The sequence below is a fragment of the Lysobacter sp. ESA13C genome (assembly GCF_019970005.1).
Taxonomy (GTDB): domain Bacteria; phylum Pseudomonadota; class Gammaproteobacteria; order Xanthomonadales; family Xanthomonadaceae; genus Lysobacter; species Lysobacter antibioticus_B.
Window position 1 is genome coordinate 282,857 of record NZ_JAHXYK010000006.1, and the last position, 19,317, is coordinate 302,173.

General features: G+C 67.7%; 13 protein-coding genes. 5 read left to right on the forward strand and 8 right to left on the reverse strand.

Annotation, left to right across the window (positions count from 1 at the left end; genetic code table 11):
* Window positions 1-88: 88 nt before the first annotated feature.
* The 4 genes from pgaD to pgaA form a co-directional block, all read right to left on the reverse strand.
* On the reverse strand, window positions 89-1,276 hold the full coding sequence (gene pgaD, locus LC490_RS14665; RefSeq protein WP_223620647.1) for a poly-beta-1,6-N-acetyl-D-glucosamine biosynthesis protein PgaD: 1,188 nt from the start codon (window positions 1,274-1,276) through the stop codon (window positions 89-91).
* The gene (gene pgaC / locus LC490_RS14670; protein ID WP_223620648.1) at window positions 1,273-2,532 is read right to left on the reverse strand and encodes a poly-beta-1,6-N-acetyl-D-glucosamine synthase; all 1,260 of its coding nucleotides are present in this window, start codon (window positions 2,530-2,532) and stop codon (window positions 1,273-1,275) included. Before pgaC ends, pgaD begins: the two co-directional genes overlap by 4 nt.
* A gap of 71 nt (window positions 2,533-2,603) precedes the next feature.
* Window positions 2,604-4,505, reverse strand: a complete 1,902-nt coding sequence (gene pgaB / locus LC490_RS14675; RefSeq protein WP_223620649.1) for a poly-beta-1,6-N-acetyl-D-glucosamine N-deacetylase PgaB — start codon at window positions 4,503-4,505, stop codon at window positions 2,604-2,606.
* A gap of 2 nt (window positions 4,506-4,507) precedes the next feature.
* Window positions 4,508-6,472 carry a poly-beta-1,6 N-acetyl-D-glucosamine export porin PgaA gene (gene pgaA / locus LC490_RS14680; protein WP_223620650.1) on the reverse strand — a complete coding sequence of 655 codons (1,965 nt, stop codon included), beginning with the start codon at window positions 6,470-6,472 and terminating at the stop codon, window positions 4,508-4,510.
* Between the two features lie 415 nt (window positions 6,473-6,887).
* On the opposite strand from pgaA, the gene LC490_RS14685 reads away from it, so the two are divergent.
* Window positions 6,888-10,364: a GH92 family glycosyl hydrolase gene (locus LC490_RS14685; RefSeq protein WP_223620651.1), complete on the forward strand. Its 3,477-nt coding sequence runs from the start codon at window positions 6,888-6,890 to the stop codon at window positions 10,362-10,364.
* Between the two features lie 403 nt (window positions 10,365-10,767).
* On the forward strand, window positions 10,768-13,098 hold the full coding sequence (locus tag LC490_RS14690) for a hypothetical protein (RefSeq protein WP_051884348.1): 2,331 nt from the start codon (window positions 10,768-10,770) through the stop codon (window positions 13,096-13,098).
* A gap of 21 nt (window positions 13,099-13,119) precedes the next feature.
* Here the strand turns inward: LC490_RS14690 and LC490_RS14695 are convergent, their stop codons facing one another.
* Window positions 13,120-14,448 carry an MFS transporter gene (locus LC490_RS14695; RefSeq protein WP_223620652.1) on the reverse strand — a complete coding sequence of 443 codons (1,329 nt, stop codon included), beginning with the start codon at window positions 14,446-14,448 and terminating at the stop codon, window positions 13,120-13,122.
* Between the two features lie 34 nt (window positions 14,449-14,482).
* Window positions 14,483-15,157, reverse strand: a complete 675-nt coding sequence (locus LC490_RS14700) for a hypothetical protein (protein ID WP_223620653.1) — start codon at window positions 15,155-15,157, stop codon at window positions 14,483-14,485.
* 433 nt (window positions 15,158-15,590) lie between these two features.
* On the opposite strand from LC490_RS14700, the gene LC490_RS14705 reads away from it, so the two are divergent.
* Both LC490_RS14705 and LC490_RS14710 read left to right on the forward strand, forming a co-directional pair.
* Window positions 15,591-16,781, forward strand: coding sequence for a glycosyltransferase family 2 protein (locus tag LC490_RS14705; protein ID WP_223620654.1), 1,191 nt, complete (start codon window positions 15,591-15,593; stop codon window positions 16,779-16,781).
* A 14-nt stretch (window positions 16,782-16,795) separates the two neighbouring features.
* Complete coding sequence (locus LC490_RS14710; RefSeq protein ID WP_223620655.1) at window positions 16,796-17,548, forward strand: polysaccharide deacetylase family protein; 753 nt, start codon at window positions 16,796-16,798, stop codon at window positions 17,546-17,548.
* Here the strand turns inward: LC490_RS14710 and LC490_RS14715 are convergent.
* Window positions 17,517-17,915, reverse strand: a complete 399-nt coding sequence (locus LC490_RS14715; RefSeq protein ID WP_223620656.1) for a hypothetical protein — start codon at window positions 17,913-17,915, stop codon at window positions 17,517-17,519. The genes LC490_RS14710 and LC490_RS14715 overlap by 32 nt on opposite strands.
* 219 nt (window positions 17,916-18,134) lie before the next feature.
* Window positions 18,135-18,548, reverse strand: coding sequence for a hypothetical protein (locus tag LC490_RS14720; protein WP_223620657.1), 414 nt, complete (start codon window positions 18,546-18,548; stop codon window positions 18,135-18,137).
* A gap of 328 nt (window positions 18,549-18,876) precedes the next feature.
* Here LC490_RS14720 and LC490_RS14725 point away from each other — a divergent pair, with 328 nt between their 5' ends.
* Entirely contained in the window at window positions 18,877-19,188 is a 312-nt protein-coding gene (locus LC490_RS14725) for a hypothetical protein (RefSeq protein ID WP_223620658.1), read from the forward strand.
* Window positions 19,189-19,317 lie beyond the last annotated feature (129 nt).

Here is a 19,317-nt window from a genome sequence, read left to right on the forward strand (position 1 = left end):
GAGTTTTTGCGTTTCCAGTCGCAGTTGAGCTGTCTCCCGCCAGCGAGAGAAGGCAAGAGCCATCTCCGCAAGCGGGAGAAGCGGCCGCTCAGCGATCCGGCTTGAACTCCACCGGCACGATCACGACCGCCGCCACCGCTTTGCCTTTGCGCACGGCGGGGGCGAAGCGCCAGGTGCGCACGGTGCGCACGGCAGCGCGGTCGAGTTCGCGGTTGCTACTGCGTTTGCTGACGTCGACCTTGAGCGGGCGCCCATCGGCCGAGACTTGCACGCGCAGGGTCACCAGGCCGCCTTCGCCGCGGCGCAGTGCGTCGATGGGGTAAGGCGGTTTCGGGCTGCGGCCGGGCAAGGGACGCGGTTTGGCGTTGGGCGCCAGGGCGCCGGTGTTGCCGCGCGGGCGCGCGGGGGCGGGACGCATCGCCTCGGCAGCTTGCAGTTGCCGTGCATCGCGCACCGCCGATTCGATGCCGGCCGCGGTGTGCTTGCCGATCGCGACCGGGTCCAGCGCTGGCTCGGGCTCTTCGGGCAAGTAGGCCGGGCGGTCCAACCCCGGTGTGCCTTCGATGGTGCGTTTCGGCGCCACGCTCTGGATCTGCCGATAGCCGAACGAGACTACGGCCAACACGCCGACCACGATCGCGACCGAGATCGCCAGCGCGATCATCAGTATCCATGAGCCTTGCGGCGCCATGTCGCGGGCGAAGCGCGGCATCGGCGCCACCGGTGGGAAGGGTTGGCTGATCGCTGGCGGAGTCACCGCGGTCAGCGACAAGGGCACGGCGTGGTTCGGGTCCATGTGCAGGACGCTGATGCGGCCTTGGTTGAGCGCCTGTGCGACTTCGGCGCTGGCGCCAAGGTGGTCGGCGACTTCGTCCAGGCCGACGGTCGGTTGCGCACCGCGGCGTTCGCCCTTGGCCGTGGCGAAACGCCAGCGGTTGTATTCGGCCCAGATCAGCAGCATCGCCACCACGACCGCCGCCGTCGCCGGCAGCACCAGCATCAGGAACGGGTCGACGCCGTGCTCGCGCAGATACAGTTCGGAGGCGGTGCGGCGGATGCCGAGCAGCCACATCACCAAGGTCGCCACCGGTATCCACAGATACAGATAGGCCAGCCAGAAGGCGCCGGTGACCACGCCCCACAAGGTGCGCGGCCAGGCGTCCTGCGAGCCGGGTTTCTGGATCAGGCGCGAGTCGTGCTTGTGCGCGGCCCGCTTGCGTGCCGTGCGATGCGAGTCGGCGTGTTTCGGCGTCGCCGGAGAGAGTTGGCTGTTCATCGAATCCCCCGGTCCGGGCTGACCCAGGTGGCGCGCGTGCCGCGGCGTTTCGACAAGGCCTTGGGCAGTGCGGCGACGGTGGTGGTGAAGCTGAGCAGCCAGTACGCCATCGGGTACCAGATCATCCAGTAGTAGTTGCGCCCGACCCCGGTTTCGTACTGGCGGTCGATGACGATGCTGGCGGCGAACTGCAGCAGGCAGATCAGGGCAAGGATGACGCCGTGCCACGACGGCAGCAGCGTGGTCACGCGCAATTGTTCGGGCAGATCGACGACCAGGCCCAGCGCCCACAGGCCGATGATGAAGGCCATGATGTGGGCCCAGGCCAGGCTCAACACGTACTCGCCGAGCACCGCCCACATCCGCCGGCGACGCCACGAGAGCAGGTCGCGGCCGTGCCGGATCAACACTTCCACGCCGCCCTGGGCCCAGCGCAGGCGCTGCTTCCACAGGCCGCCGAGGGTCTCGGGCATGAGGATGAAGCACATCGCATTGGGCTCGTAACGGATGTCCCAATGGTCCATCTGCAGGCGCCAGCTGATGTCGATGTCTTCGGTGACCATGCTGTCGGACCAGTAGCCGATCCGGTGCAGGGCGCTGCGCTTGAAGGCGCAGATCACCCCCGAGACGGTGAAGATGCGGCCGTAGACGCGCTGGGCGCGCTTGATCATGCCGATGATCGAAGAGAACTCGCCGACCTGCAGGCGGCCGAGCAGGGTCGAGCGGTTGCGGATGCGCGGGTTGCCGGTGACCGCGCCGACGCGCGCGCCCGAGCACAGGTGCCAGATCATCCAATGCATCGCGTATTCGTCGAGCAGGGCGTCGCCGTCGATGCAGACCAGGTAGTCCGAACGCGCCGCCAGGGCGCCCATGCGCATGGCGTTGGCCTTGCCCAGGTTGCGGTCCAGGTGCACCACGCGCAGTTGCGGGTGCGCGGCGGCGAGGCGGTTGAGCTTGTCGCCGGTGTCGTCGCGGCTGCCGTCGTTGATCGCGATCACTTCGAACTGCGGGTAGCGCTGGGCCAGGGCCGCGGCGATGGTTTCGTGGACGTGGTCGCCTTCGTTGTGACACGGGATCAGGATCGAGGCGAACGGCGCGTTCTCCAGCGGCGGCGGATCGGTGCGCACCCGCGCCTTCCGTTCGCGGCGGAAGTAGTAGTACAGCCCGCCGGAGATCCAGAAGAACGACATCACGATCGGATAGAAGAACGCGAACTGGAACAGCGCGGTGAGCAGCGGATTAGTGACCTGGCTCATGATGGGCTCGATGGCAGCGCGTACAGGCTGGCCGGATGTCGATAGGCGGCGATTGGCGGTCGGGGCGGCGCTCAGCGCTCGATGTAGGGGAAGCCGCGCGCGGACATGATTTCGCGTGCGTCCCGGGTCGAGGGTTGGTCGTCGATGAAGTTGTCGGGGTACCAGGCCAGGTGGCGTGCGCCGCCGGCCTGCAAACGGTGGGCCATCGCCTTCAGGCGCGCGGCCGGGATCGGCCGTTCGTTGCGCCAGTCGACGGTCTGCAACTCGAAGATCGTGCGCGACAGGCCGCGCGGCGAACGTTTCACGTCGGCCAGCAGCTGGTCCATCCACGCCTGCGGATCGCGGCTCTTTTCCATCCACGGCATCGCCATCACCGCGGTGTAGTCGTAGGCCTGGTTGAAGGCGGCCAGGTTCTGCGCGAACCAGGCTTCGCTGCGCGGCTCCAGCACCGGCGCGGCGAACAGGTTGCGCACGGTGATCAGCTTGGGACGCCATTTGCCGGCGGCGCGCGCCAGTTCGCGGGTGAAGTCGATCAGCGCCTGGGTGCGCGCGGCCGGGTCGGCCGGCGCCTGGCCGCGCAACTCGTCGTCGCGCAGCAGCGCGTCGTCGTGGAACAGCAGGCCTTCGGTGTAGCCGCTCACCGCGAGGTCTTCGTAAATGTCGGCGACGATGCGCCGGGTCTGCGGCTCGAACGGATTGAGGCGGAAGGTTTCTTTCGGGTTGCTGGCCTGGATCTTCAGGCGCTGGTTCAAGGCCGCATCGGGCAGCTCGAAGCCGAGCACCGGCAGCCAGGCGAACACCTTGACGTTCGCGCGGGTCTTGAGCTGCCAGGCGACGCGGTTGTAGAGGTCGGCGCGCATCGGCAAATGCCGGTTCGGGAAGTACAGCGCATCGGCCGAGCCGTTGCCGTCGGGGTCGGCGAAGGCCTGCAGGAACACGTGGCTGGGGCCGATCTGCTTGACCCGTTCGATCAGCTTGTCCAGGTTGCGCGCCTGCTGCGCCGGGTCGGCGTCGTAGACGTAATCCAGGTCGACTTGCAGGGCGCGCAGGCCGTCGAGTGCTTCGTCGTGGCGCAACTCATAGGCCAGGTCGTTGACGGTGGGGTTGTTGAACACCAACAGGCGCGCCAGCCCGTGCAGGTCGGCGCCGATCTTCTGGTGGCGGCCTTCCAGGTCGAAGGTGACCGCCATGCCGAGTTGGTCGGCGATCGCGTTGGTCTGGCTGTTGTAGGCCGCGTACGGCCAGATCACCGACTTCGGGCCGACGCCGAGTTCGCGCTTGATCTCGGCGGCGCTGTCGCCCAGGTCCTTGCGGATGCGCGCCAGGTATTCGGTTTCGCTTTCGTAGCGCTGGGCCTTCTCGTCCCAGGCGCGGGTGATCGCCGCGGGCATGCTGTTGCCCTGCGGGTTGGAGGTCACGCCGCGGTGCAGGGCATGGCTGTGCGAGGCCACTTCGATCAGGCCCGAGGCCTGCATCTCGCGCAATTGCTCCCAGGTGACGAAGTCGTCGTGGGTGAACATGCGCGGGCCGTAATCGACTTTCTGATCGCGCGGCAGGTCCACCCAGGAGGTGACCACCGCCATCAGCGCCGGGTACTTGTAGGCGCGCAGCAGCGGAAAGACGTGGGTGTAGATGCTGCGCAGGCCGTCGTCGAAGGTCAGCAGCACCGCCTTGGGCGGCAGCGGCTTGCCGCCGCGCGAGGCGGCGATGACCTCGCTCAGTGCGACCGGGTGGTAGCCGTGGCCGGACAACCAGTCCAGGTGTGCGGCGAAGTTCTGCGTGCTGACGGCGTAGGCATCGGGATCGCCTTTGCGCGCCACTTCGTCGCGCACGTCGTGATAGCTCAGCACCAACAGTTCGTTCGCGCCGGCCGCGAGCGGAGCCAGCGCGGCCACGGCCAGCACGGCGAATGCGAGCGCCCGGTGGATCAACCCGCGCAGGGGGGCAGCAAGCGGCGCAGCGAAATACAGCATGTTCATTCCTCACCCCAGCGGAAGCTCAGATCGAAGGCGACGCGGTCTTCGCGCACGCCGTCGTAGACCGGGCGCGACCAGTTGAGGCCGTAGTTGAGAGTGCGGCCGGTGCCGAACCGCCATTCGTGTTCGTAACGCAGTTGCGGCACCCAGGCGCTGCCGTAGCCCTGCTGCCAGTACGGCCCGGCGGTGGCGGTGAGGCGCTGCAGGAAGTGGCGGGTGTAACGGCGCCAGGCGACGTGATCCAGGCGCACGCCGAGATTCAGCGAAGCGTCGCGGCTGGGGTTGAAATAGGGCACGTCGGCGTCGCGGCGACTGGCGCGGCTGGCCGACAGATCGGCCAGGCCGGCGACCTGGAGATGCGGGCTGGTGTACAGGCGCTGATCCAGGTTCAGCGCGACGGCGCTGCGGCGGTTGTCGTCGCTGTAGCGCAGTTGCTGCGCGCTCGCGCCGAGCGAGGTGCGCTCGCTCGGCGTCCAGCGCAGGCCCAGGCTCAAGGCATCGGCATCGATGCCGGCGCCGCGCGCCTGCAACGAAGCGTCCGGGGTCTGCCGATACCAGGACGCATTGGCGCGCCAGGCATCGTTGAGGCGCCAACCGGCATCGACGTAATAACCGGTGCGGTCGCCGCGATCGAGCCAGCGGTCGTTGGCGCGGTCGATGCCGAAGCCCAGGCTCAGGCGGTCGTAGGCATACAGCGCGCCGATGCCGGCGCGGCGATCATGGACGCGGTCGCCGGGGTAATCGGCCCAGGCATCCTGCGCGTGCGCGGTGAGGCGCCAGCGGTCGTTGATCAGCGGGCTGCGCACCTCGAGGCGGTGCACGGCATCGCGGGTGCCGAGCGGCGAGGCGGTGGCGCCGCCGCCGCGCGCATCGCTGCGGCCGCTGGCGGTGCTGAACAACCATTGCCAGCCCAGGCGGCTGTCCCAGGACTCGCTCATCTGCCGCACTTGCACGTCGCGCGGGCGGTTGGCGATCAATTCGTCGTGGATCGGCCGCGCCAGGTCGACGCGGGCGTGGTCGAGATAGGCGCCGACCTGGCCGACGCGCGCGCCGACGCCGGTCGGTTCCAGCGTGCTCGCCATCTGGAAGCGTTGCAGCGCGCGATCGGTCCAGCCGCGTTTTTGATAAGCGACGCCGAGATTGGTCTGCACGCCGGGGTTGTCCGGCCCGATCGCCGCCATCGCTTCGAGTCGCTGCTGCGCGCCGACGGTGTCTTCGCCGTACAGGCGGATCATGGTCTGGGTGCTGTCGGCGTCGTAATGGCGCCAGTTTTCGACGCTCTGCTTGGCGCCGTTGACGCGCACCCAGGCCGGTTCGGCGGCCTTGATCTTGTCGAGTTGGGCCAGGGCGTCGTCGAAACGCTCGCCTTCCGAATAGGCGTAGGCCAACTGCAGCTGCGAGTCGTGGTCCTCGGGCCATTCGCGCACGACGCGCTCGAGCACGGTCGCGGCTTCTTCGGGGCGTTTGTCGGCCAGCAGGGACGCGCCGACCTTGGACAAGGCATACATCGGTATCTCGACGCCCTCGGCCTGCAGGGCGCGGTAGCGTTCGACCACCTCGGCGTGGCGTTCCAGATGGTTGAGCAGCATCAATTCGTCGAAACGCGTGCGCAGGTCGGCCTGGCGTTGCTCCGGCGTCTGGGTGGCGCGGTACTGCTCGAAGGCGTCGCGCGCGCTGCGCATTTCGTCGAGGCGGGTGGCTTCGTCTTCGGGGTAGAGGCTGCCCCAGACCGCAAGGCGAGCGAGGCGGCCGGAGTCCAGGCGCTTGCGTTCGGCGGTATCGAACAGGTTGGGGCGAGCTTGGTACAAGGTCCAGGCGCGATGCGCGCTGCCCAGGTCGGCCAGGGTCAGCACTTGCAGGCGGTACAGGCGGTCGTCGCCGGGCGTTGCCGCTTGCGCACTTTCGATGCGGGACAGCGCAGCGAGCCATTGCCGGTCGGCGCGCAGGCGCTCGATCTCCGGCATCGCATTCGTTGCGGTCGTTTGACGCTCCGCAGCAAAAACTGACGTCAGGGGGCAGATTGCGCTCGCGGTCGCCAAGGCGATTGAGAGAGCAAGTCGGTGCGGAGTCGGCATGAGCGACAGGGTCCGTAAGGCAGGGGGGTGCAGATGCGATTTATTCCAAGATAAAAATGTGATGCAAATCACATTTGCAGGGAGGGTGGTGCAAAAGGTGTGCCAAGGGGCCCCGTCCGCTGCTTGAACGATGCTGGAAGTGCTTGTCTGGATTGGCTTTTTTATTCCCGCGACGCGGCTGCGGATGCTGCAGCGCGGTTTGACAAGCTCGATTTAGATCGATTTAAATCGTGAAAACAGGGGCCTGTGCCGGTCGGCACAGTGCGAATCGGAGGCAGTCGCCGTCCGGGCAATGGGAGCGGGAATGTCGGCAACGTGGAGAGCGCGCCGCGATGGCGCACGGGCAGCGGCGAAGCACACCTTGGCGCTGGCCTTGGCCGGGGCACTGATGCCGACGGCGATGGCCGGGCCCGCGCGCAGCTTCTGGACCTCGTTCGAGGCCGGTGAGCCGGCCGCGGCCGAACCCACGGCCGGACCCACGGCCACCGGGGCGGTGCCGCGCCTGAGTGCCGACGGCGGCCCGCCCCAGGCCGCCGCCCTGACCGCCAAGCCCGACATGGGCTTCAGCGGTGTGCGCGCGTTGCGTTACCAGGGCGTGGGCAGCGGCGCGGCGCAAAGCGTTCAGGCCTTCGAGGTCGACATCGCCGTCGCCAAGGACACGCAGCTTTCCTATCGCCTGTTCCCGCTGTCGAGCGCGCACATCGCCGGCCAGCCGGCGCCGTCGAAACTCGATGCGCTGCGCAACGGTTCGACCTATGTCGCCATCGACCTGGTGTTCGACGACGGCAGCCGTCTGTCGCAACGCAAGCCGCTCGATCTGTACGGCAACGCCTTGACCGCGCGCGAGCAGGGCATGGCGCGGCTGCTCTATCCCGACCAGTGGAACGCGGTCAGCAGCCGCATCGGCGAGGTCGCGGCCGGTCGCCGCGTGCGCAAGATCCTGCTGGTCCACGACGGCGACACGGCGTTGCCCTACCAGGGCTATCTGGACGACCTGCGCATCGCCCCGGCGCCGGCGCTCGCCAAGGGCAAGCGCGCGGCGCTGCGCCCGAGCGACTACGTCGACACCCGCCGCGGCAGCAATTCCAACAGCCGCTTCTCGCGCGGCAACACCTTTCCCGCGGTCGCGCTGCCGCACGGCTTCAACTTCTGGACCCCGACCACGAACGCCGGTTCGCACTGGATCTACCAGTACCAGGAGCGCAACGGCGACGACAACCGCCCGCGCATCGAAGCCTTCGCGCTGTCGCACGAGCCGAGCCCGTGGATGGGCGACCGCCAGACCTTCCACGTGATGCCGGCGATCGGCGAGGGCCGGCCCGAGTTCGACCGCAGCAAGCGCGCGCTGAGTTTCGGCCACGACGAGGAAACCGCGCGCGCCGATTACTACCGGGTGCGCTTCGACAACGGCCTGGTCGCCGAGATGACCCCGACCGACCATGCTGCGGTGATGCGCTTCACCTTCCCGGCCGAGCCCGGCGAGACTCGCGCGCAGTTGCTGTTCGACCACCGCGACGAACACGGCGACATCCGCCTGGACCGCGACGGCCGCGCGCTCAGCGGCTGGAGCGAGAGCATGAGCAAGCTCTCGACCGGCGCCTCGCGTTTGTTCTTCTACGCCCGGTTCGACCGCCCGATCCGCGACGGCGCCCGGCTCGACCGCGACAAGGCCGGGCGCGACCGCGTCTCGGCCTGGTACGGCTTCGACCTGAGCGGCGATCCCACCCGCCAGGTGACGATGCGCATCGCCACCTCGCTGATCAGCGTCGAACAGGCGCAGCGCAACCTGGAGCTGGAAATCGGCGCCGACGAAGGCTTCGACGCGGTGCGCGAACGCGCCCGCGCCGCCTGGGACGCCAAGCTCGGCATCGTCCGCGCCGAGGGCGCACCGGCGCACGAGCAAGCGGTGCTGTATTCCAATCTCTACCGTTTGTTCCTGTACCCCAACAGCGGCTACGAGAACACCGGCACCGCCGAGCGGCCGCTGTACAAATACGCGAGCCCGTTCTCGGCGCCGACCGGCAAGGACAGCGCCGGCGCCACCGGCGCGGCCATCGTCGACGGCAAGGTCTACGTCAACAACGGCTTCTGGGACACCTACCGCACCAGTTGGCCGGCCTACGTGCTGCTGACGCCGACGCATGCCGGCGAGATGATCGACGGCTTCGTCCAGCAGTACCGCGACGGCGGCTGGATCGCGCGCTGGTCCTCGCCGGGCTATGCCGACCTGATGGTCGGCACCAGTTCCGACGTCGCCTTCGCCGATGCCTGGCTCAAGGGCGTGCGCAATTTCGACGTGCGCTCGTTCTATCAGTCGGCGCTCCGCAACGCCTCCAGCGTCAGCCCGGTGCCGGGCGCGGGCCGCAAGGGCATCGAGCGCGCGATCTTCGCCGGCTACACCGACACCACGGTCGGCGAAGGCCTGTCGTGGTCGATGGACGGCTACATCAACGACTTCGCCATCGGCCGCCTGGCCGGCGCGCTGGCGCAGCAGGCCGGCGCCGACGATCCCTACCAGGGCAGCTATCGCGACGACGCGGCCTACTACCGCAATCGCGCGCTCGGCTACGCCAACCTGTTCCATCCGCAACTGGGCTTCTTCGTCGGCCGCCATCGCGACGGCCGCTGGCGCTACACCGCGACCGAGTTCGACCCGACCCGCTGGGGCGGCGACTACACCGAGACCAATGCCTGGAACATGGCCTTCCACGCGCCGCAGGACGGCGCCGGTCTGGCCGCGTTGCACGGCGGGCGCACCGCCTTGGGCAACAAGCTCGATCTGTTCTTCGCTACGCCGGGCACGTTCGAGGTCGGCAGCTACGGCGGCGTGATCCACGAAATGCTCGAAGCACGCGATGTGCGCATGGGCCAGTACGGCCACAGCAACCAGCCTTCGCACCACATTCCCTATATGTACGCCGCCGCCGGCCAACCCTGGCGCATCCAGGAGAAAGTGCGCGACATCCTCGACCGCCTCTACGTCGGCGGCGAGATCGGTCAGGGCTATGCCGGCGACGAGGACAACGGCGAAATGTCGGCGTGGTGGTTGTTCAGCGCCGCCGGTTTCTATCCGCTGCGCATGGGCTCGCCCGAGTACGTGATCGGCGCGCCGCGCTTCGAACGTATGAGCATCCGCCTGGAAAACGGCCGCGAGCTGCAGATCAACGCGCCGAAGGTCAGCGCGCGCAATCGCTACGTGCAATCGCTGCGCGTCAACGGCGAAGCCTGGGACCGCTTGACCCTGCCGCATGAATTATTGGCGCAAGGCGCGGTGCTGGATTTCCGCATGGGGCCGTCGCCGTCGAACTGGGCGAGCAGCGCGCAGGCCTTGCCGGAATCGCTGAGCGCCGACGGCGAGACACCCAAGCCGCTGCGCGACCTGGGGCGGCGCGACAATGCGACGGTCGCCGGTGTCGCGGCCAAGCAAGCCGCGGCCTTGTTCGACGACGACGCGACCACTTCGACGCGCTTGAGCGGGCCGATGCCGCTGCTGAGCTGGAACTTCAAGGCGCCGGCGACGGTGCGCTTGTACACCCTGACCTCGGCGGCGCGACGCGGCGATCCGCAGGCCTGGGCCTTGCAGGGTTCCAACGACGGCGCGCAATGGACCACGCTCGACGAACGCAGCGGGCAGGTCTTCGCCTGGCGCAAGCAGACGCGTGCGTTCGCCATCGCCGAGGCCGCCGCGTACTCGCGTTATCGCTTGCGCCTGCTCGCCGACGGCGCCGGGCAGGGCGGCATAGAGCTGGCCGAAGTGGAGTTGCTCGGCGAGACGAAATAGGGCCGGCGTTGCCGCCTGCTTCGGCGCGCCCGCGCCGCGACAACGTCGAATGCGTTGTGCGGCGGTCGCGGCGACAGTAATACCGCAGCGCGTTCGAACAACGCGTTCAGACAGTTCAGGTCGCAGCGCACGCTTGCGGCCACGCCGCATTCGTCGCGCGCCGTCGGTCGGCGCGCGCCACGTTAATCTGCCGGCGCTCGCATTGGCGCTGTGACGCGCTGTGCGCTTTAACGGAAACCTCATGCGTTCGCCTCGAACGCAGCGGTCCGATCGCGCGAATCGTTCCCGTTATGTCCCGATATCGCCCCGTGTTCTTCCTCGGAACGCGCGTCGAGGAGGGCTAAGTTCGGCGATGCAGTGCGATCGACCCATCCACGCGGAATGATTCCGCAACGAGGCTCATATGGAACTCATGGGACGTACCGGCTCCAGGCTGCGGCATCACGCCGCGGTGCTGGCAGCGGGCTTGATGCTCGCAGCACCCTGGGCGCAAGCCCAGAACTTCGAAACTCACTACGGCAACCAACCTTGGCGCGATGGCGGCGAGGACGTCAAGGCGGTGAACTATTGTCCGGGCCGCGGCTCGGTCACCGTCGGCACGCGTCGCTCCAGCGACGGCAATACCCAGGTGTTGGTGACCCGCGCCAACGACCTCGGCGTCACCGACGACAGCAGCATCAACACTTGGCAACAGGCCTACATGATCGCCGGCAGCAAACGCTCCGACGCTTACGGCATCGTCGAGTTGAGCGGCGAGCGCGGTTTTGCCGTGACCGGCGCGGTGCAGCTCGGCGAGGGCAGTTTCATCTACGTGCTGCAGATCGATTGCCGCGGACGGCAGATCTGGACCACGTTGCTGGACAACGTCGCTACCAGTCACCGCGCGACCGGTTACGACCTGATCGAAACCGGATCGGTGATGCCGAGCAAGGCGCCGGCGCAGGGCGACCTGGTCGTGGTCGGCGAGGAAAACGACAAGGACGGCCGCACCCTCGGCCGCATCGCACGCCTGGATGCGGTCGGCAACGTGCTGTGGGATCACCGCTACGACGGCAGCGGCGATTGGCCGGGGCTGCGCTTCCGCGCCGTCACCGAAAACCTCGCCAGCAGCGGCGGCTTCACCGACATCGTCGTCGCCGGCACCGCACTGACCACCGATGCCAAACGCGGCGGCCTGATGTTCCGCACCGACGCCAACGGCGGGCCGGTGTGCAGCAGCGTGTTGATCGACGGCCAGGACCATCGCGACTTCCATGGCCTGACCGCACTATTGAACGCGAACTACACCGGCGAGACGGTCTCGGTCGGTGCGTCCACGGGGCTCGACGAGGGCAGTGCCTCGCAGGCCTATCTGGCCCGTTACGCCCGCTACAGCTGCAGACCGCTGGTGCAGGCGAGTTGGGTGGATCGCGACAAGGCCAGCTTCACCGCCTTCGATGTGGTCGAAGCGCGCGGCCTCGACGGCCGCGAGGGCGCGGTCGCGGTGGTCGGCACCATCGCCGGCACCCAGGGCTTTTTGTTCGCGGCCAATACCAGCGATCTGCTGCGTTACGGCGGCCTGTCGCCGCGCCGCTTCGGCGACAAGTTCCGCGAAAGCCTGTATGCGATCGACCGCAAGAGCGACCGCTTCATCCTCGCCGGCAACACCTTCAGCGACTGGCAGGGCGTAGGCGATATCCAGGACTTCTACTTCGTCCAGGTCGACCCCGGCCTCAACACCGGTTGCGCCGATCTGTGGGACCCCGGCGCATTCCGGCCGCAACTGCCGTACAAGGAGTTCCTGCCGCACCTGGAACGCATTCCCAAGTTCCAGCGCGTCGACACGCCGAGCGTGGAGGCGAAGGACTGGGGCTACGTCTGCGCGGTCGATCCGCCGGAAGGCTGCCCGGGCCTGATCAACAACGGCATCATCCAGCTCGGCGTGGCGCCGACCGGTTATCTCAACATCGAGTGCCCGAACATCGACCTGTCGAGCGGCCGCTACGGCACCCGCCTGGTCGGCCTGCGCTACATGCCGACTAACGGCGAAGCCTCGGCACCGGGCGCGCCCTGCGAAGGCTGGGGCGTGGCCAATGCCGATCCGGCCGCACTGGTGACCGGCCGGACCTCGCGTTGCGCCGGCACCAGCAACGTCACGTTGGTCAGCTTCACTCCGACCACGAGCATGGCGACGTCGGTGGTGACGGTGGGCAGCACGTTCCGGGTGACCCATCAGTACACGCCGATCGCGGCGACGAGCTTCCTGTATCGCGTCGACGTCAAGATCGAGAACATCGGCCGCACCACGGTCAAGGATCTGCGTTACACCCGTGGCATCGACTACGACGTGCCGCCGAATACGTTCTCGGAGTACATCACCCTGGCCGGGGCCTCGCCGTTCCTGCTGGCCTGGAACAACAACGGCTTCAACTCGCTCGACCCGCTTGCGGCCAACTCCGGCTTGTCCGGGCCGATGACCGATAACGGCCCGGGCGATCTCGGAGCGCACATGGACTTCCGCTTCGGTTCGCTCGCACCGGGGGCGGCGCGCAGCTTCGTCACCTATTACGGTGCGGCGCCGACCCAGACCGCTGCGCTCAATGCGCTGTCGATCGTCGGTGCGGGGTTGTATTCGCTGGGCCAGACCAATTGGGACGGCATCGGCGGCGCCGGCAACACCAGCCCGAACCCGGGCACCGCAGGCGCGATCAACGGCGTGCCGGCGACCTTCATGTACGGCTTGAAGACGAACTGAGCGTCGAAAGCGACAAAGGCGTCAAGCTCCGGGGGCCGTCGGCCCCCGGAGCGTTTGCAAGACCGGTGCGCGCGCAAGCCGCAGACGCAGGTGCACGACACCGGCCAGCAAGGACAGCGCGATCAGCGCCATCAGCCACTGCGTCGTTGCGGCGAAGCGCAGGCGTTCGAGCAAGAGACCGGTCAACATGGTCGCCAGCGGCATCGCGCCCATGGTCGCGGCCGAAAACCAGGTCATCTCGCGGCCCATGTGTTGCGCGGCGACGCTGCGCTGCAGCCACGACAGCGATTGGATGCCGTAGAAATTGGAGGCACCCGCGAGCAGGCAGAAGGCGGCCAACACCGTCGCCAGGCTGGCGTTCCAGGCCAGCAGGCCGTAGGCCAGCGCGGCGACCGCCCAACACGCCAGCAACTTGACGATCACCCCGGCCAGACCGGTCGAGGTGCGGCCGGCGAAGGCCGCCGCCGCGGTGATGCCGGCGAACTGGGCGACATATACCAGGAAGTAGCGGGTGTCGCCGTGTTCGACCAGCAACACCGGCAGCAGGATCTGCACCGGCCCGAACACCAGCACCGTGCTGATCAACAGATACAGGTAATAGCTGCGAGGGATGATCGCGGGCGACGATGCAGGCGGCGATCCTGCAATGTCATTAGAGGGCGCGTCGGCCGCGCTTTCTTGCGCCGGCCGTCGCACCGGCCCGCGCCGGCGCACCGCCGCGAGCAGCCACAGCGAGGCGGCGACGCTGAGCGCGTCGATCCAGAACGCGATGGCCAGGCCGTGACTGTCGCTGGAGGCCAGGATCAGACTGCCGGCGAGCATCGGCAGCAGCATCATCGCCAGGCTGGAGGCCACCGCGAACAAGGCATTGCCGGCCGGCAGCAGGCCCTTGCGGATGTACAGGCCGAAACTCGCGCGCCCGGCCGGATACGCAACCGCCCAGACCAGGCCGCCGAACAAGGCCAGTGCGTAGATGATCTCGATGGTCATCAGGCCGAACCAGGTCAGCAGGCCCATGCTGGCGTTGATCGCGACGTAGAGCGCGCGGCAGATCCACAACACCCGGATCGGGTTGGCGCGGTCGAGGAAACCGCCGAAGAAGAACAGGAACAACACGCTGGGCAAGGCTTCGATGGCGGCGGTCAGGCCGAGATCGAAGGCGCTGCCGGTGAGGCGCATCACCAGAAACGGCAGCGCGATCAGGGTGAAGCTGGCGCCGAAGGTGGTGATCAGGTTGTCGAGCAGCAGCCAGCCGAAACGCGGCTCGCGCCGGCCGATGCGCCACAGCCGCGCCGCCGTGGCGAAGCGGCTGCGCAGGCGAGGCGGTACTGGGGCAGGGCGCTCGCTCACGGCGGTCGCAGGCGACGGCGCGGCGAGCGGCGGGTCAGGGCTTGGTCGCGCCGGCGTTCGGCATGCGGGCGCGGCGCAAGAAGAACAACTCGTCCTGGCGTTCGACCGCCAGGCCGTAAGCGCTGGCGATAGCGCGCAGCTTGCCGGCATCGAGCTGCCAGACCGGCTCGACGTCGTCGACGCCGACGTCCAGGGTCCACTGCATACCGAGCCAGTGGGTCAGGATGAAACCCTCGGGCCGCAGCAGGCTCACCAGGGCCTCGAAATAGCGTTCGAGGTGGCGCTGGCAGCAGGCGAAGCTGGCGAGGTTATTGTCGAGGATGCAATCGAAACTGGCCGGCTCGAACTGGCGGGCGAAGTCGTCGCTGTGTTTGTTGAGCAGATGCACCGAGTACTGCGGCAGCCCGAGCGCGTTGCCGTGCTGCCATTCGTTGTGGGCCACCGTCACCGAGACGATGCCGCGCACCTTGCCGGCGAGCAGGCGCGCCACCGACGAGTTGCCGGTGCCGACGTGCAGGATGTCGCGTTCGCGCAGGTCGGCGGCGGCCAACCAGCGGTTGATCGCGGCCTGGTCTTCGGTCGGTTCGCAGGCGGAATAGTCGAGCAGCGGCCAGGTGGCGAACTGGTCGGCGGCGTCGTGAGTAGCGACGTCGGGCTCGCGGCCGCAATCGATGCGCTGGGCGCCGATATCGAAGCGCGGACGGAACATCGGGGCGGCCTGCGTGGGGGCGATCGTCGGGGGATTGTTCATCATGACCAAGGGATAAGACAGAACGGTTTCGATTCTTCATCGATCATCGATCGCATGTCGAGCGACGTCGGCTACAACGATCGTCGAACTGCTTGCCGTCGTCACAGAATAAAACGCTTGCTGCTTTCATTCTCTATTGAGAAAACGCGACAACGCATTGCGTTTCGATCGATGGATAGATGCGGCACCGTTTCGCAAGCAACCATTAACCCCACCACGTCCTACCCCTGAGTTCTGCAAAAGTAGTTCCCCTACAAGCACCAGGCGTGCGGGGCCGCGCACACGCGCGGCGACCCGTATCGACGCGTCCGGTCTGCCAATCAGACCCTGCGAACGCACTGCGCATCGACGATGCCGCGGAGGCGTATCGCGCTGCCGGATGCATCGCCTCATGTTCAGCCAGTTCGTCCTCACCGGCCTCGTCGGTTTCTCCACTTTCGTGCTGTTGTGCTGCCTGGTGTTCCTGGCCGGGTGGGCGCTCTTCAAGGCGGTGCGCCGGCCGACCGCGCCGACGCTCGCCCACTATCCGTTCGTGTCGATCCTGGTGCCGTTCTACAACGAGCCCGAGGCGTCGTTCCTGATGACGCTCGATGCGATCGAGCGCGCCGACTATCCGGGCCGTATCGAAGTGTTGTTGGTCGACGACGGTTCGACCAATTCCACGCCGGCCACGGTCGCGACCTGGCTGGCGCAGCCGCGCGACAAGACCTACCGATTGATCTCGCTGGAGCGCAACGGCGGCGCCAAGGGTTTAGCGCTCGATGCGGCCTTGCCGCAGCTGTCGGCCGATTCCGACGTCGTCACCGTGATCGACAGCGACACCGTGATCATGCCGTGCTCGCTGCGCCGGGCGGTCGAAGCCTTGTACAGCTCGCCGCGCCACGCCGCCGCCTGCGGCCTGATCGTGCCGGCCGGACGGCATAATTCCTGGTTGCACCGTCTGCAGTTCTACGAGCATGTCGGCGCGCTCGCGGCGATCCGTTACGTGCAGAGCAAGATCGGCGTGGTCAACGTCGTCGCCGGCGCCTTCTCGCTGCATCGCACCGAGGTGATCCGCGAACTCGGCGGCTGGGGCGAATGGCTGGTCGAGGACATCGCCTGGACCTGGCGCGCCTTGGCCCACGGTTATTCCATCGCTTACGCGCCCGATGCGATCGCCTACACCATCTGTCCCTCGACTTTCTTCGGCCTGTTCCGCCAGCGCCGGCGTTGGGCGCGCGGGCGTTTGGAGTCCTTCCGCGTCGCCTGGCGCATCTCCTGGCCGCGGACCATGAAGATGCTGCCGTGGTGGTTGCTGTGGGCGCAGTCGGCGCTGGTGCCGACCCTGTTGCTGCTGATCGCCGGCGCCTCGATCTATCGCAGCCCGACCCTGCTCGGCATCGCCGCCCTGAACTGGTGGCTGATGGCCCTGCTCAATTTCATCGCGGTGATGCAGGCGCGCACGCGCCTGCAACTCGGGCCGCTGGACCTGGTGCTGGTGTCGATCTGCAACACGGTGATCGACGTGCTGTTGCTGCCGGCCAACGTGATCGGCCTGATCGACGAACTGCGCGGCCATCGCAAGACCTGGCTGACGCGCTGAGGGCGGGGCAGGGTATGGACTATCACGACTTCCTCGCCGACCACCCGCGCACCTATCTCGGCCGCGGGTTGCCGGATAAACGCCGCTTGGCGCTGACCTTCGACGACGGCCCCGGCCGCGCCACGCCGGCCTTGTTGTCCTTGCTGGCCGAACTCGAAGTGGCCGCGACCTTCTTCTGCGTCGGCGAGGCCGCGCGCGCGCAGCCCGCCTTGATCGAACGCATCCTTCGCGAAGGCCACGAGGTCGGCAACCACTCGCTGAGTCATGCCGATGCGCGCGGTTTCGGCGTCGAGGATTGGATCGACCGCGAAATTCATCCCGCCGCGGCGGCCCTGTGCGACGCAGGGCTAAGTGAAATACCGCGACTGTTCCGCCCGGCCTACGGCGAAATCGCGCCAGGGCAGGTCGATGCGCTCGGACGCCTCGGCTATACCGTGGTCGGCTGGTCGGTCGACCCGCGCGACTGGCTCGAACCCGAGGCGCCCGGCTACGTGTCCTGCGTGGTCGAGTCGGTACTGGCGCGCATCCACCCCGGTGCGATCGTGCTGTTGCACGACGGCGACGACGAGCACGGCCGCGCCCGTCACGGCATCGTCGACATCGTGCGTCGCCTGGTGCCGGCCTTGCGCGGGCAAGGCTATGGCTTCGCGCGGGTCGGCGAGTTCCTGCCTGCGGATGCGGCGCAGCCTGGAACAGGCAGCCAAAGCCTCGCTACCGCGGCCACGGCGTCGTGGCTCAGGGCGCCGGACGATCCGGGTCTTGGCTAGGTACCGGACGCGGCGGCAGCGGCGTGCGGTGCGGACGCAAGGTCGGCAATTCGGGCGGGCAGGGGACGAGGTAGATCGCGTTGAGCATCGGCACGACCGAAAACAACAACAGCACCCGCACCACGCGCGGCGTGACGGCGCCGTAGCGGAGCACCATGCCGGCTGCCAGCAAGGCCAACAATCCCGAACCCAGACGTACCAGCAAGGCGAACCACGATGCCCGCACCAACGAGGCCGAGAGCAGGGCGAACACGAATGGGATCAGGCCCATCAGCAGGCTGCTCGGCGAGAAACGCACGCCGAACAGCGGCGCGGTGAAGACCCCGAAGATCGCGATCCAGTTCCAGATTTTTAAGTAATGGCCCATCGGCTTGCAGCTCCTTGCATGGCATGGGGTCGCGCATCGTGCGCGGCCGGTGGACAGGATAGAGCAGGCTCGGGGCGGCCGGAACCGCGATATGGCCGGCCTCGAATAGCCGGAGCTTGGGCCGGCCGCCGAGGCGCGAGGGAGGCCGGGTTCGCGCGGCATCTTGCTGCCTGCGGCCGTTGCATCGCCGCCGGTCGAGCGGCATGCAGACGGTCGGAGTCAGGGCATGCGGTCCCGGATCATCGACGAGTACTTGGCGATGCTTTGGTCGATCCGGTCGATTGCAAAAGCCGCCGACTCGGCTTCCATGGCAGCGGCCGCGGCGGCGACCGCGGCGGCCGCGCCCATCAGCACGTCGGTGGCCAACAGGCCCAGGGCGTCTTCGGCAGACTGTTGCACTGACTGTTCGACCAGGTCCTGGGTCATCTGCTTCATCAAGACGCCTTGGCTGGCGAGTGCGATCTTGGTGACGCCGTCGAAATAGGCCGCGGCAGATTGCGCGACTTGGTTGGCGGCATCCCCGGAAACCGAATGCAAGGCAGCGATCGCGCGCTCGGCCGCCGCGGAGATCGCTTCGATGTGCTCGCGGATGTCGGTCTCGGCGGCGGACGGGGTATCGGGAAGGTCGGTCATGAGCCTGCACCTGGCGGGTTGAGGGGACTCAATGCTTAACGAGCCGCTCGAACCGAACCGGCCATACACCCGAGCGCCTCTCCGCGATGTCGTCGCCGGCCGCGGCTTCTGGCCGGGCAGCGGTGCTTACCGTGCCAGGCACGAATCCGCCTGCGCAGAGCGCGAAACGGCGGGCCTCGGCGACTCGGCGCCGCACTTCGCCTGTGATGCGCATCGTGGAACCAGCGACCGGCGCTGTTTGAGGTAAGGGATGCCGCCGCACAGCCTCGTCTATACAGACGCTGTGCCGTCGTTCGTTTCATCGTCCATCACAAGGAGTACCAAGACAATGAATGTATTGAAGCTGGTGTTGGCCGGGGCGCTCGGCGCCTCGACGCTGATGAGTGCGGGCAATGCCGCCGCGGTGGCTCCGTCTCCGGATTCGGTGGTGTATTTCCGGCAGTTGTGGGACAACGCGATGTTGTTCGCCTATCGGGGGCAGGGCGCGTTCGCGCAGTCGGTCTGCGATGTCTACCGCTCGCAGGTCTGGCCGGATCCGGGCGCCAACGAACTGGTCCCGCTGCTGCACTATCAGTGCCGGGTGAGCGTGGTGAACATTGTCGTGCACCACACCAATCCCTTGCCGTTCCCGCTGCGGTAAGCGGCGACAGCAACGCCGCGCCGGAGCCTGCCGGCGCGGCATCCGTTCCCCGCGGCGGACGCCTGCGGTTTGATCTGGATCAAGGCCGCCCGCCCGCGGGCGCCTAGGCTGTCGACTGTTGCGCCCGCT